Origin of the sequence: Paraburkholderia fungorum (assembly GCF_902833645.1) — a bacterium.
GTDB lineage: Bacteria > Pseudomonadota > Gammaproteobacteria > Burkholderiales > Burkholderiaceae > Paraburkholderia > Paraburkholderia fungorum.
Window position 1 is genome coordinate 972,315 of sequence record NZ_CADFGE010000001.1, and the last position, 12,566, is coordinate 984,880.

General features: G+C 63.1%; 14 protein-coding genes. 9 read left to right on the top strand and 5 right to left on the bottom strand.

The annotated features are described in order from the left end of the window. Nucleotides 1–31: 31 nt before the first annotated feature. The gene (gene bioB / locus HWX91_RS04400) at nucleotides 32–1,132 is read left to right on the top strand and encodes a biotin synthase BioB (protein WP_028198957.1); all 1,101 of its coding nucleotides are present in this window, start codon (nucleotides 32–34) and stop codon (nucleotides 1,130–1,132) included. Nucleotides 1,133–1,205: 73 nt separating this feature from the next. Here the strand turns inward: bioB and HWX91_RS04405 are convergent, their stop codons facing one another. Both HWX91_RS04405 and HWX91_RS04410 read right to left on the bottom strand, forming a co-directional pair. Next, nucleotides 1,206–2,231, bottom strand: a complete 1,026-nt coding sequence (locus tag HWX91_RS04405) for a sulfate ABC transporter substrate-binding protein (protein WP_028198956.1) — start codon at nucleotides 2,229–2,231, stop codon at nucleotides 1,206–1,208. 110 nt (nucleotides 2,232–2,341) lie between these two features. Then, on the bottom strand, nucleotides 2,342–2,944 hold the full coding sequence (locus HWX91_RS04410) for an RBBP9/YdeN family alpha/beta hydrolase (protein ID WP_028198955.1): 603 nt from the start codon (nucleotides 2,942–2,944) through the stop codon (nucleotides 2,342–2,344). A 281-nt stretch (nucleotides 2,945–3,225) separates the two neighbouring features. Here HWX91_RS04410 and HWX91_RS04415 point away from each other — a divergent pair, with 281 nt between their 5' ends. The 6 genes from HWX91_RS04415 (at nucleotide 3,226) to HWX91_RS04440 (ending at nucleotide 7,353) form a co-directional block, all read left to right on the top strand. Continuing rightward, nucleotides 3,226–4,167: a 2-hydroxyacid dehydrogenase gene (locus HWX91_RS04415; protein WP_028198954.1), complete on the top strand. Its 942-nt coding sequence runs from the start codon at nucleotides 3,226–3,228 to the stop codon at nucleotides 4,165–4,167. Between the two features lie 90 nt (nucleotides 4,168–4,257). Further along, nucleotides 4,258–5,184 (top strand): hydroxymethylglutaryl-CoA lyase, encoded by a 927-nt coding sequence (locus HWX91_RS04420; protein WP_028198953.1) that lies wholly within the window; start codon nucleotides 4,258–4,260, stop codon nucleotides 5,182–5,184. A gap of 28 nt (nucleotides 5,185–5,212) precedes the next feature. Next, nucleotides 5,213–5,734: a YbaK/EbsC family protein gene (locus HWX91_RS04425; protein WP_028198952.1), complete on the top strand. Its 522-nt coding sequence runs from the start codon at nucleotides 5,213–5,215 to the stop codon at nucleotides 5,732–5,734. A gap of 4 nt (nucleotides 5,735–5,738) precedes the next feature. Next, complete coding sequence (locus HWX91_RS04430; RefSeq protein ID WP_028198951.1) at nucleotides 5,739–5,966, top strand: DUF1289 domain-containing protein; 228 nt, start codon at nucleotides 5,739–5,741, stop codon at nucleotides 5,964–5,966. Next, nucleotides 5,963–6,436 carry a MaoC family dehydratase gene (locus HWX91_RS04435; RefSeq protein WP_028198950.1) on the top strand — a complete coding sequence of 158 codons (474 nt, stop codon included), beginning with the start codon at nucleotides 5,963–5,965 and terminating at the stop codon, nucleotides 6,434–6,436. Before HWX91_RS04430 ends, HWX91_RS04435 begins: the two co-directional genes overlap by 4 nt. Further along, nucleotides 6,433–7,353, top strand: a complete 921-nt coding sequence (locus HWX91_RS04440; RefSeq protein WP_028198949.1) for an MBL fold metallo-hydrolase — start codon at nucleotides 6,433–6,435, stop codon at nucleotides 7,351–7,353. Before HWX91_RS04435 ends, HWX91_RS04440 begins: the two co-directional genes overlap by 4 nt. 319 nt (nucleotides 7,354–7,672) lie before the next feature. On the opposite strand, the gene HWX91_RS04445 is transcribed toward HWX91_RS04440, so the two are convergent. Next, entirely contained in the window at nucleotides 7,673–8,572 is a 900-nt protein-coding gene (locus tag HWX91_RS04445; protein WP_028198948.1) for a DMT family transporter, read from the bottom strand. Nucleotides 8,573–8,686: 114 nt separating this feature from the next. On the opposite strand from HWX91_RS04445, the gene HWX91_RS04450 reads away from it, so the two are divergent. Continuing rightward, entirely contained in the window at nucleotides 8,687–9,157 is a 471-nt protein-coding gene (locus HWX91_RS04450) for an Lrp/AsnC family transcriptional regulator (RefSeq protein ID WP_028198947.1), read from the top strand. 71 nt (nucleotides 9,158–9,228) lie between these two features. Here the strand turns inward: HWX91_RS04450 and HWX91_RS04455 are convergent, their stop codons facing one another. Beyond that, complete coding sequence (locus HWX91_RS04455) at nucleotides 9,229–10,119, bottom strand: alpha/beta fold hydrolase (protein ID WP_028198946.1); 891 nt, start codon at nucleotides 10,117–10,119, stop codon at nucleotides 9,229–9,231. Between the two features lie 311 nt (nucleotides 10,120–10,430). Here HWX91_RS04455 and HWX91_RS04460 point away from each other — a divergent pair, with 311 nt between their 5' ends. Beyond that, entirely contained in the window at nucleotides 10,431–11,390 is a 960-nt protein-coding gene (locus HWX91_RS04460; protein ID WP_028198945.1) for an NAD(P)H-dependent flavin oxidoreductase, read from the top strand. 78 nt (nucleotides 11,391–11,468) lie between these two features. Here HWX91_RS04460 and HWX91_RS04465 read toward each other — a convergent pair whose 3' ends face one another. Beyond that, nucleotides 11,469–12,407, bottom strand: coding sequence for a LysR family transcriptional regulator (locus HWX91_RS04465; RefSeq protein WP_028198944.1), 939 nt, complete (start codon nucleotides 12,405–12,407; stop codon nucleotides 11,469–11,471). Between the last annotated feature and the right edge of the window lie 159 nt (nucleotides 12,408–12,566).

The following is a 12,566-nucleotide window of genomic DNA, read 5'->3' on the forward strand; positions in this document are numbered from 1 at the left end:
ACCATTACATCCATCCATGAGGATTGACGACATGACGCAACTGAACATCGCTCCGACGCCTGCCGACACGGCCGCTACCAACCAGAACGCCAAGCACGCCGCCGCAGGCGCCAAGCCGATGGCAAAGTGGCGCGTCGCCGACATCGTCGCGCTGTACGAACTGCCGTTCAGCGACCTGATGTTCCGCGCGCAGCAAACCCATCGCGAACACTTCGATGCGAACACCGTGCAACTGTCGACGCTGCTGTCGATCAAGACCGGCGGCTGCGAAGAAGATTGCGCATACTGTCCGCAGTCGGTGCATCACGACACGGGGCTGCAGGCCGACAAGCTGATGCCGGTCGATGAAGTACTGGCTGCCGCCAGGGCCGCCAAGGAAAACGGTGCGACGCGCTTCTGCATGGGCGCGGCGTGGCGCAATCCGAAGGACCGCCACCTCGAACCGATCAAGGACATGATCCGCGGCGTGAAGGCGATGGGCCTCGAAACCTGCGTGACCCTCGGCATGCTGGAAACTCATCAGGCGCAAGGTCTGCGTGAAGCGGGCCTCGACTACTACAACCACAACCTCGATACGTCGCCGGAGTTCTACGGCCAGATCATTTCGACGCGCACCTATCAGGACCGCCTCGACACGCTGGAACGCGTACGCGATGCGGGCATCAACGTGTGCTGCGGCGGGATTGTCGGACTGGGCGAATCGCGCCGCGAGCGCGCCGGCCTGATCGCGCAACTGGCGAACATGGAGCCGTATCCGGAATCGGTGCCGATCAACAACCTCGTGCAGGTGGAAGGCACGCCGCTGACCGGCACCGAAGCGATCGATCCGTTCGAGTTCGTCCGCACGATTGCGGTTGCACGCATTACGATGCCGCGCGCGATGGTGCGTCTGTCGGCAGGACGCGAACAGATGGACGAAGCGTTGCAGGCCTTGTGCTTCCTCGCCGGCGCGAACTCGATTTTCTACGGCGACCAGTTGCTGACCACCAGCAACCCGCAAGCCGAAGCGGACCGCAAGCTGCTCGAACGGCTGGGTATCCGCGCGGAAGCGGCGCAACAGATGCCGCAGGATCAGAGCGGTTGCGAACAGGGCTGCGCGCATGAGCACAACACGCAGGCAGCACCGAACTAAGCTGCTTACGAAGCACGTGCCATAAAAAAGGCCACCTCGTTTCCGAGGTGGCCTTTCTACGTCCGGATGACGATTACTTCTTGTCGACGATGATCTGATCGAACGTGCCGCCGTCAGAAAAATGCGTTTGCTGCGCTTTCTGCCAGCTGCCGAACATCTCTTCGACCGTGAAGGTCTTGATCGGCTTGAATTCGCCCGCGTGCTTCGCGAGCACGTTCTTGTCACGCGGACGCAGATGATGTTCCGCAATGATTTCCTGCGCGGCCGGCGACCACAGATAGTCGAGATACGCCTGCGCTTCCTTGCGCGTGCCGCGCTTGTCGACCACCTTGTCGACGATCGAAACCGGCGGCGCGGCCAGCAGGCTCACCGACGGATACACCGCCTCGAAATTGCCCGCGCCGACACCCGTATCGATCAACGACACTTCGTTTTCGAACGTCACCAGCACGTCGCCGATACCGCGTTGCGTGAAGGTCGTGGTCGCGCCACGGCCGCCCGTATCGAGCACCGGCACATTCTTGAAGATGGCCTTTTCGAAGTCGAGCGCCTGCGCATCGCTGCCACCGTGCTGCTTGCGATAACCCCATGCAGCCAGATACGTGTAGCGGCCGTTACCGGACGTCTTCGGATTGGCGATCACCACTTGCACGCCGGGTTTGGCGAGGTCGTCCCAGTCCTTGATGTGCTTCGGATTGCCCTTGCGCACGAGGAACACCATCGTGGTGGTGTACGGGGCACTGTCGTCGGGCAGACGCGCGCGCCAGTTGGCGGGCACCAGTTGGCCCTTTTCGGCGAGCAGGTCGATGTCGTTCGGCTGGTTCATCGTCACGACGTCGGCCTGCAGGCCTTGCAGCACCGATAGTGCCTGCGCGCTCGACGCGCCATGCGACTGGCGAATCGAGACGGTCTCGCCGCTCTTCTGCTTATATGCCGCAATGAAGCCGGCATTGATGTCCTTGTACAACTCGCGCGTCACGTCGTACGACACGTTCAGCAGCGACGTGTCCGCGTATGCTGTCGACACGCCGCCGAGCGCGAGCGTGATTGCCGTCATGCCGGCTGCCAGCCAGCGCGATGTCCCCGTGTTGCCTGCCATCTTTCTTGTCCCCGCCTGTCGATGATGAAAAACTGCGGCCACACAAACGTGCAGCGTGAAGCGGGATTCTAACGGATTGCTTACGTGTTCACTCGCGCCCGTTTGGACACTCAAACGAACGCATGCTGCGCGAGCTCGAGCGTCTCCTCGCGAAAGCGCAACGGCGCCGCGCAATGCACCAGGGTGTCGACGAAATACTTGGCACGCGGCCACGGCCCGAATCCCGCCGCGGTGTTGATATGACCTGCGTCGCCCAGATTGACGAAGGCGCTGCCGAAACGCTGCGCGAGATCGCGCGCGCCGGCGAGCGTCATCCAAGGATCGGTTTCGCTGCCGATCAGAATCGACGGCACGCCGAGACGTCGCGCGTCGAACGGGCCGGCGAAAGCAAATTTCTGCGGGCTAGCCGGTGCGACGAACAGCACGCCGACTACATCGTTCGCACACGACGCCTGCTGCAACGCATGCGCGGTAGCAAGGCAGCCGAAGCTGTGCGCGGCGAGCACGAACGGGCCACGTTCGCGCGCGAGCAGGTCGCGCAGCGACTTTGCCCACAGCGCGACGTCCGGTGCATCCCAGTCGGCCTGCTCGACGCGCAGCGAGCGCGCGAATTGCCGTTCAAGCCAGCTTTGCCAGTGCGCGCCTTCGCTGCCGTGCAGACCGGGAACGGTGACCAGTCGCGGCGGCCATGTCGATTTGGTGCATGAAAGCATGTGAGTCCCTCGCTGCCGGAATCCGGGAATTGATTGTCCCGCCTGACGCCGCAAGGGCGAACCAAGTTTTTGTGCTTTGTTTATGGGGCGAATACAGGGCCAAAACCGCACGCCCGTGCGCAAACGCGCGCGATTCGCGTCGAAAAAGTAGAATGAAGCCTATCCATAAAAGCAGGAGGCCCCATGCAGCAAGCGTCGTCTGAAGCGCGGCGGGCGGTGCAGCCGTCCCGCCGGGCCTTTTCCGTCATCAGACTCGCGCACGCATGCGCACTCCGGACCGTATGAAAATCCTTTTTTACATGCAGCATGCCGACGCCGCCGCGTGGCTTCACGACTTCGCCCGCGCGCTGCCGGAAGCCGACCTGCGCGAATGGCAACCCGGCGACACCGCACCCGCTGATTTCGCGGTCGTGTGGCGTCCGCCGCGCGAGATGCTGGCCGGCCGCGACGATCTGCGCGCGATCTTCAATCTCGGCGCGGGCGTCGATGCGATTCTCGGGCTCGAACACGAGCAACCCGGCACGCTGCCGCGCAACGCCCGCTTGATCCGGCTCGAAGACACCGGCATGGCTGCGCAGATGGCCGAATATGTCACGCATGCCGTGCTGCGCTATCTGCGCCGTTTCGACGAGTATCAGACGCTGCAAAGCGAGCGCCGCTGGGAAGTGCTCGAGCCGCACCGACGCGACACCTTCACGGTTGGCGTGCTCGGTCTCGGCGTGCTCGGTGCGCATGTCGCGCAAGCGGTCGCGGCGTTCGGCATGCCGGTGCGCGGGTATAGCCGCAGCGCGCGGCAAATCGACGGCATCGCGACCTTTGCCGGCGACGCGCAGTTCGACGCGTTTCTCGATGGCGTGAAGGTGCTGGTGAATCTGTTGCCGCATACGCCGGATACGGGCGACGTGCTGAACCGGCACACTTTCTCGAAGCTCGCGAAGGGTGCCTATCTGATCAACGTCGCACGCGGCGGGCATCTGGTCGAACAGGATCTGCTCGAAGCGCTCGCCGGCGGCCAGATCGCCGCCGCGACGCTGGACGTGTTTCGCGAAGAACCGTTGCCGCCCGACCATCCGTTCTGGCGGGAACCGCGCATCACGATTACGCCGCACATGTCGGCGCTCACCTTGCGCGACGAGAGCGTCGTGCAAGTCGCACAGAAGATAGTGGCGCTGACGCGCGGCGAGACGGTGAGCGGCGTGGTCGATATCGAACGTGGATACTGAGGGCGGGTTTGAACACCGCCATCGAATCCAGTTGAACAACTGAAAGAGCACCGCCACGCGCGGGCTCATTGCATGGGACGGAGACATATCATGGCCTTGCCACAACGCGTCAAAATCGTCGAAGTCGGTCCGCGGGACGGACTGCAGAACGAAAAAGAATTCGTCCCCACCGCGGTCAAGATCGAGCTGATCAACCGCCTGGCGGCGGCGGGCTTTCGCAACGTCGAAGCCGCGTCGTTCGTCTCGCCGAAATGGGTGCCGCAAATGGCCGATGGCGCCGACGTGATGGCCGGCATCGAGCGCCGGGCCGGCACGATCTACTCGGTGCTGACGCCGAATCTGCGCGGCTTCGAGGGCGCACTCGCCGCCCGCGCGGATGAGATCGTGATCTTCGGCGCGGCCAGCGAAGCGTTCTCGCAGAAGAACATCAATTGCAGCATCGCGGAAAGCATCGACCGATTCGTACCGGTCGCGCAAGCGGCGAAGGAACACGGCCTGCGAATTCGCGGCAGCGTGTCGTGCGCGCTCGGTTGCCCGTATCAAGGCGAGGTGCCGGTCGCGTCGGTGGTCGATGTGGTCGAACGTTTCGCGGCGCTCGGCTGCGACGAAATCGATATCGCGGACACCATCGGCGTCGGTACGCCGAAGCGCACGCGCGAAGTGTTCGAGGCGGTCACCCGCGTGTTCCCGCGCGAACGTCTGTCGGGTCACTTCCACGACACCTACGGGCAAGCGCTCGCGAACATCTACGCCGCGTTGCAGGAAGGCATCGAGATCTATCACGCGTCCGTGGCTGGGCTTGGCGGCTGTCCGTATGCCAAGGGCGCAACCGGCAATGTCGCGACCGAAGACGTGCTCTATCTGATGAACGGCCTCGGCATCGAAACCGGCATCGACCTCGCGCAAGTCGTCGCAATCGGTGATTTCATTTCGACGTCGATTGGCCGGCCGAACGTGTCGCGCGCCGGCAAGGCCCTGCTTGCCAAAGCACGCAGCGAACAGGCCAACTGCGTTTGACCCCGCATCTCGATCAGGACATAGAACAATGACGGACCACGCTTCTCTCGAACCGGACGACCTCACCGCGTTGCCCGATTCCGCGCGCCGCGTCGCGCAATTGTTGCGCGAGCGCGGCCACGCGGGCCGGATCGTGATGCTGCCGGAAACCGGCAAAACCTCCGCCGAAGCTGCCGCCGGCCTCGGCTGTTCGGTTGCGCAGATCGCCAAGTCGATTCTGTTTCGCCGCCGCGAAGACGACGCACCGGTGCTGGTAGTCGCGAGCGGCGCAAATCGCGTCGACGAAAAGAAGGTGGCGGCGCAAGTCGGCGAGATCGGCCGTGCGGATGCGAAGTTCGTGCGCGAGAAAACCGGCTATGCAATCGGCGGCGTGTGCCCGATCGGCCATGCCACCGAACCCGTCACGCTGATCGATGCCGATCTGCTGACGCTCGACAGCCTGTGGGCGGCGGCAGGTCATCCGCATGCCGTGTTTAATCTGACGGCGCAGGAGTTGATCGCGCTAACGGGCGCGCCGGTGATCGACGTGGCGCTGCGCGAGACGGCGTGACGCCATGACAGCGGGCATCGACAACGAAGACGACGAGGCCGCCGTGCCGTCACCCTGCATCAGCGTGTGCAGAATGGACGCCTCCACCGGCTGGTGCGAAGGCTGTTTGCGCACCATCGACGAAATCGCCGGCTGGTCGTTATTCGACGACGACGCGAAGCGCACGGTCTGGAACGCGATCGAGGAACGTCACGCGGAATTCATGGCCAGACAGGCAAAGGCCCAGCGATGAACGCTGCGCCTCGCATCGTGACGGTCGGCGAAACGTTCAGCTCGACGCTCGAACTCTCGGCGGAATCGGTGAAATCGTTCGCCACGCTCGTCAACGACCTCAACCCGCTGCATCACGACGACGCCTATGCCGCGCAAAGCCGCTTCGGCGGTCTGATCGCATCGGGCACGCAACCCACCGCGTATTTCATGGCGCTGCTGGCCACCCATTTTTCAACCTATGCGCAGCCACTCGGACTCGAGTTCGATATCAAGCTGAAGAAAGCGGTCCACGCGAACGATACGCTGACAATCACCTGGCGTGTGCGCGACGCTTACTGGAAGCCGAGTCTGAACGGCGATCTGACGCATCTCGAAGGCAGCGTGGTGAATCAGCGCGGCGACACCATGCTGATCGGCACGTCGACCATTCTTGTGATGGCGAAGCCCGAAGCGTCGGCGGAAACGAACGTGAACACAAGCGCACCATGATCACACTGCCTGAATCGATTCGAGTTTTCGAGCGCGGCTGGCTTTCGTCGAACAACGTACTGCTGGTTGACGACACGTGCGCCGCGCTGGTCGATACCGGTTACGCGACGCACGCGCCGCAAACCGTCGCGCTGGTGAAGCAGGCGCTCGGTGCGCGCGGGCTCGATCTGATCGTCAACACACACCTGCATTCGGATCACTGCGGCGGCAACGCGCTATTGCAGTCGACATGGCCGTGCCGTACCGCGATTCCCGCATCCGAAGCCGACGCGGTGCGCGACTGGGACGAAACCCGTCTGACGTTTCGCGCCACCGGCCAGCGCTGCGAGCGCTTCACCTTCACCGGGACGATCGCGCCCGGCGCGCCATTGCGGCTCGGCGCGCTCGACTGGCAGGTGCTCGGCGCGCCGGGCCACGATCCGCATTCGTTGATGCTGTATTGCGCGAGCGAACGCATCCTGATCAGTGCGGACGCGCTGTGGGAAAACGGCTTTGGCGTGATCTTTCCCGAACTGGAAGGTGAAAGCGGTTTCGCCGAAGAACAGTCGGTTCTCGAAACCATCGCGAAGCTCGACGTGCGGCTCGTGATTCCAGGGCATGGCCCACCCTTCACGAACGTCGACGAGGCGCTCGAGCGGGCGTTTTCACGCGTCGCGTGGCTACGGGCCGACCCGGCGCGTAACGCGAAGAATGCGTTGAAGGTGTTGATCGTGTTCAAGCTGCTCGAAGTTCGCGCGATGCACTTCGACACCGTGCTGCGAATGCTCGACGACGCCGCCGTGATGCACGCCGCCGCATCGATGCTCAAGCCGCGCGCCGAGTGGCCCACGTTAGTGCGAACGATCGTTGAGGAATTGGCCGTGCGCAACGGGCCATTGGAAATCGACGGCGAGCGTATCGTCGCGCGCCAAGGCTGATGCGGCGCGCACGCACGCAGAACACCGGAACCGTCGCCACAAAAAGAAAACCGCTCGACCATCATGGCGAGCGGCGGAAATTCTGTCGGACGTGATCAGCGTCGGTACGAATGATACGCGTGCCGGTTTTTTGACCGCATCAGTGATTTCCCTACAGAAGCTTGACGCCGCCTTTTAAACCCGCATACAACCCCTGCTACGAAACACCGTAGTGGCGCGAATAGGATCTCATTGGTTCGTCGATACGAACAATGCCGCGTGTTTTTGCTCCGGAATCCGTACCATTGTCTGCTGATACATCGGCACAGCGGTTATCGCGTCAGGTTGAGGACAAGCGTCTTTGCGGCACGATCCGCCAGCCGAGATTCACGCCGGCCGCCGCGAGCAGGATCAGCACCGCGCCGAGCACCTGAATCCACGCGAGCTTCTGCCCGAATGCAACCCCGTCGACAATGATCGCCACCACCGGATAGATGAACGACAACGCACCGGTCATCGAGGTCGGCAGTTTCTGGATTGCCCCATAGAGCAGTACGTACATGAGTCCCGTATTGACGACGCCGAGCACGATCAATTCGAGCCACTGCACGCCGCTGGCCGGCAGCGCATCGAAGCGCACGAACGGCGCCAGCATCACGACGCCGAGCGATACCTGGATCAACGCAATCAGATGCGGCGGCGTGCCCTTCAGGCGCTTCGTGATGATCGACGAAATCGCATACATTGCCGCCGCGCCCACGGCGTAGGCAACCCCGACCAGGTAGTGGCCCGGCACCGCCAACACCGCGGGCTCAACCTTCACCACGAACACGAGACCGACAAACGCAACCACCAGCCAGACCACAGTCGAAGCGCTGATGCGCTCGCGAAACACCAACGCGCCGAGCGCGACCAGCATGAACGGCTGCGTGTTATAGACGGCCGTTGCCATAGAAATCGACGCACGTGAATAGGCCGCGAACAGCAACAGCCAGTTGATAACGATCGCCGCGCCGCCAAGCAGCGCGAGGCCGAGCATCTTCCACGAAAAGAGCTTGCGCCTGAACAGGCCGAGCACCGCGCACACGAGCGCGAGCGTCGCGCCGCCGAAGATGCAGCGAAAGAACACGACATTGAACGGGCTCTGCTGCGACGACACCACCAGCCAGCCGATGGTGCCCGACATCAGCATGGCCATGCTCATTTCCGCCGCGCCGCGGCGAATCTCATTTGACGCCATGATTCGATCCTCGAATGGATTCCTGCATGAGAAGCAGTGTAATTAATCCGGCGACCCGAATACATGGCTAAACTTAAGTCTTCCGGCAGAGGAACCTAATAATCGAAGGCCATCATGTCTAAACGCCTTGCTCCCGCCACACCCGCGACACTCGATGAAACCGACCGCGCGCTGCTCGCCGCACTGGCCGCGGATGCTCGCCAGCCGGTCAGCGAACTGGCGCGTCTGGTTGGCCTTTCGGCGCCGAGTACGGCCGAACGCGTCCGAAGGCTCGAAGCGCAAGGCGTGATCGAGCGCTTTACCGTGCAGATCGATCCACGCGCGCTCGGCTTCACGTTGCAGGCTATCGTGCGCGTGAAGCCCTTGCCCGGACAACTGCATCTGGTGGAAGACGTGATCCGGCGGATTCCGGAATTTGTCGAATGCGACAAAGTGACGGGCGACGACTGTTTCGTCTGCCGCCTCTATCTGCATTCGATCGAGCAGCTCGACGAGATTCTGTCGAAGGTCACCGAACGCGCGGAGACCAGCACCGCGATCATCAAGTCGACACCGATCGCGCGCCGCTTGCCGCCGCTGGGCTAAGGCAGGCGCGCTGCCTTAGCTCTCGCGGCCGACTGAAAGGCCGCCGCCTTAGGTGTATGAAACGCGGCGGCTTACTGTTCAACCGCCTCGAAGAACGACAGCATTTCCGCGACCAGTTCCTCCGGTGCTTCTTCAGGAATGTAGTGGCCGCACGGTAGCGAACGCCCGCTCACGTCCCGCGCGACCTGACGCCATTCCGCGAGCGCGTCGAAGCATTTCTCGATCACGCCCTGTTCGCCCCACAGCACACGCAACGGACAACCGATCTTGTGGCCCCGCTCGATATCGGCCCGATCAAGTTCGAGATCGATGCCCGCCGAGGCCCGGTAATCCTCGCACATCGCATGCACGGCGCCGGGTTGTGCCAGCGCGCGGCGATACGCGTCGAGCGCTTCGGGGGCGAACGCCGCCAGGCCGGCGTGACGGCTCCCCATCACGGCGTCGACATACGCGGCCGGGTTCGCGCCGATCAGCGTCTCCGGCAGCGGCTCCGGCTGGATCAGGAAGAACCAGTGGAAGTAATGCGTCGCGAAAGTGCGGTCGGTGGCTTCGTACATCGCGAGCGTGGGCGCGATGTCGAGCAGCATCAAGCGCTCGACGGCGTCGGCATGATCGAGCGCCATCCGGTGCGCAACCCTGGCGCCGCGATCGTGCGCGCACACCAGGAATCGTTCGAAGCCGAAGTGGCGCATCACGGCGACCTGATCGGCCGCCATGGCGCGTTTGGAATACGGCGTGTGAGCGGCGTCGCTCGGCGGTTTGCCCGAGGCGCCGTAGCCGCGCAAATCGGTAGCGATGACGGTGAAGTGCTGCGCCAGTTGCGCGGCGCAGCGTTGCCAGATCAGATGCGACTCAGGATGACCGTGCAACAACAGAAGCGGCGGCCCCGCTCCGCCCTTCACTCCGAAAATATCGACGTCGCCCACGGCGACACGAAAGGGCGCGAAATCCTCGAAGGCCATAGCAGGTCTCTTGTCGTTTGGAAGTCAAACCATTGTAGGAGCGCAATGTGTCCGAGCGGAGTGGGATAGGCCACGCAAGCATAGAACCTGAACACTCCTTCCAACTGTTCAAAACGCACAGGGCACTGCGGCTTCGCATATAATCGAACGATCGTTCTTAAATTTTTGGGCGAGCGTGGTGAACAAGTGGTGAGATCGTGGCGGCTGCATGTCGCCGGCCAGTCTCGACGCACCCTAGGCCATGTGCCGCTAAACTCATTATCGCCGGGCGCCCCGTGCCGCACCGGTCCGCTTATCAGGAGACTCGCATCATGGCATTGCCCGCCGTCCTGCAAAAACTTGCGCTGCCCGTCGTCGCTTCGCCGATGTTCATCGTCAGCTATCCCGAACTCGTGCTGGCTCAATGTAAGGCCGGTATCGTCGGTTCATTCCCCGCGTTGAATGCGCGCCCGGCAGAACTGCTCGACGAATGGCTCACGCAGATTCAGGCGCAACTCGCCGAGCACAAGGCAGCTAATCCCGACGCGATCATCGGACCCATCGCGGTCAACCAGATCGTTCATCAGTCGAATACGCGGCTCGAACACGACGTGCGTGTGTGCGTCGAACACAAGGTGCCGATCTTCATCACCAGCCTGCGCGCACCGGCGCGCGAAATCGTCGACGCGGTGCATAGCTACGGCGGCATCGTGCTGCACGACGTGATCAATCTTAGGCATGCGCAGAAAGCGCTGGAAGCGGGCGTCGACGGGCTGATCCTGGTCGCGTCGGGTGCCGGCGGCCATGCGGGCACGACCTCGCCGTTCGCGCTGGTGGGCGAAGTCCGGCGCATGTTCGACGGCCCGATCGTGCTGTCCGGCTCGATCGCCAACGGCGGCTCGATTCTCGCCGCGCAGGCCATGGGCGCGGACCTCGCCTACATGGGCACGCGTTTCATCGCGACCAAAGAGGCGCACGCGGTCGACAGCTATAAGCAGGCGATCGTCAATTCCACGGCGTCGGACATCATCTACACGAACCTGTTCACCGGCGTGCACGGCAACTACATCCGCGAAAGTATCGTGAACGCGGGGCTGGACCCGGACGCGTTGCCAGAATCCGACAAGACCGCGATGAACTTCGGCAGCGACAAGGCGAAGGCGTGGAAAGACATCTGGGGCGCAGGCCAGGGCGTCGGCCTGATGGACGATGTACCGAGCGTCGATGAACTGGTCCAGCGTTTGACGAGGGAATATAACGACGCCAAAGCGCGGCTCGGCATCGCACGGTAAGGTGCGGTAACAGCAGCGGTAACAGCAGGACGGCGGCGACCGAACGCAGGCGCCGCCCGACATCGCCAGGCAGCGTGCCTAGCGCACCGCCAGTGCCTTGATCTGCTCGAGCGAAGGCCAAAGCGATTCGTTGGCAAAACGGTCGGCCAGGAAGTCGACAAACGAGCGCACCTTGGCCGACAGATGCCGCCGGCTCGCATAAACCACATGGATCGGCAACTCGCGAGGCGGCACGTCGTCCACCAGCAAGGGCACGAGGCGCCCCGCCGCCAGATCGTCGCCGATCACCTCGGTGCCGAGCATCGCGATTCCCGCACCTTGCAGCACGATCACGCGCTGCGCCTCCAGGTGGTTGACGATCAGATTGCCGGTTAATCGGACGCGCGACGAGGCATCGCCGGTCGCGGGTGCAATTTCGAGCGCGGACACGCCCGCGTACTGCAGATAATTGTGGCGCGCCAGGTCGGCAACGGTCTTTGGCGTGCCGTGCCGGCGCAGATAGGCGGGCGACGCGCACAGCACCAGATGCGCAGTCGCAATCTGCCGGGCAATCAGCGAAGACGATTTCAGCCCGCTCGGCGACGCCCGGATCGCCACGTCAAAACCTTCGTCGATCAGTTCGACTACCCGGTCGGACAAAGTCATGTCGACGATGACCTGCGGATACTGCGCGGCATAGTCGGCCACCGCGGCCATCACGTGGCTCAAGCCGAACGCCGATAAAGACGACACCCGCAAGCGTCCCTGCGGCACGACGCTCGCCGCGCCGACCACCTGCTCGGCTTCTTCGAGTTCGGTGAGCACCTGGCTCAGGCGTTCGTAGTATTCGCGGCCCGCCTCGGTCGGCGCAACGCGGCGCGTGGTGCGGTTGAGCAAACGTGCGCCGAGCTGCTGTTCGAGGTGCATCACATGCTTGCTCGCCATGGCCGCCGACATCTCCATGCGTTCGGCCGCGCCGACAAAGCTGCCGACTTCAACCACGTGGCGGAACACTTTCATGCTGACGAGGGTATCCATCTCAATCGCTCGCTTCAGGAATCAATCGACGCCATTCTGCCGGGTTTATCAAAAGCCGGGCGGCAAATCGAGCCGATGCGCAGACGAAGAATGGACGCCAGAAGCGCCAAAGCCCACCTTCCTGGGAAGGTGGGCTTTGGCGATATTGCGTGTTGCTGC

Coding starts and splice junctions, on each gene's coding strand:
- bioB (WP_028198957.1), top strand. CDS start 32: ATGACGCAACTGAACATCGCTCCGACGCCTGCCGACACGGCCGCTACC.
- HWX91_RS04405 (WP_028198956.1), bottom strand. CDS start 2,231: ATGGCAGGCAACACGGGGACATCGCGCTGGCTGGCAGCCGGCATGACG.
- HWX91_RS04410 (WP_028198955.1), bottom strand. CDS start 2,944: ATGCTTTCATGCACCAAATCGACATGGCCGCCGCGACTGGTCACCGTT.
- HWX91_RS04415 (WP_028198954.1), top strand. CDS start 3,226: ATGAAAATCCTTTTTTACATGCAGCATGCCGACGCCGCCGCGTGGCTT.
- HWX91_RS04420 (WP_028198953.1), top strand. CDS start 4,258: ATGGCCTTGCCACAACGCGTCAAAATCGTCGAAGTCGGTCCGCGGGAC.
- HWX91_RS04425 (WP_028198952.1), top strand. CDS start 5,213: ATGACGGACCACGCTTCTCTCGAACCGGACGACCTCACCGCGTTGCCC.
- HWX91_RS04430 (WP_028198951.1), top strand. CDS start 5,739: ATGACAGCGGGCATCGACAACGAAGACGACGAGGCCGCCGTGCCGTCA.
- HWX91_RS04435 (WP_028198950.1), top strand. CDS start 5,963: ATGAACGCTGCGCCTCGCATCGTGACGGTCGGCGAAACGTTCAGCTCG.
- HWX91_RS04440 (WP_028198949.1), top strand. CDS start 6,433: ATGATCACACTGCCTGAATCGATTCGAGTTTTCGAGCGCGGCTGGCTT.
- HWX91_RS04445 (WP_028198948.1), bottom strand. CDS start 8,572: ATGGCGTCAAATGAGATTCGCCGCGGCGCGGCGGAAATGAGCATGGCC.
- HWX91_RS04450 (WP_028198947.1), top strand. CDS start 8,687: ATGTCTAAACGCCTTGCTCCCGCCACACCCGCGACACTCGATGAAACC.
- HWX91_RS04455 (WP_028198946.1), bottom strand. CDS start 10,119: ATGGCCTTCGAGGATTTCGCGCCCTTTCGTGTCGCCGTGGGCGACGTC.
- HWX91_RS04460 (WP_028198945.1), top strand. CDS start 10,431: ATGGCATTGCCCGCCGTCCTGCAAAAACTTGCGCTGCCCGTCGTCGCT.
- HWX91_RS04465 (WP_028198944.1), bottom strand. CDS start 12,407: ATGGATACCCTCGTCAGCATGAAAGTGTTCCGCCACGTGGTTGAAGTC.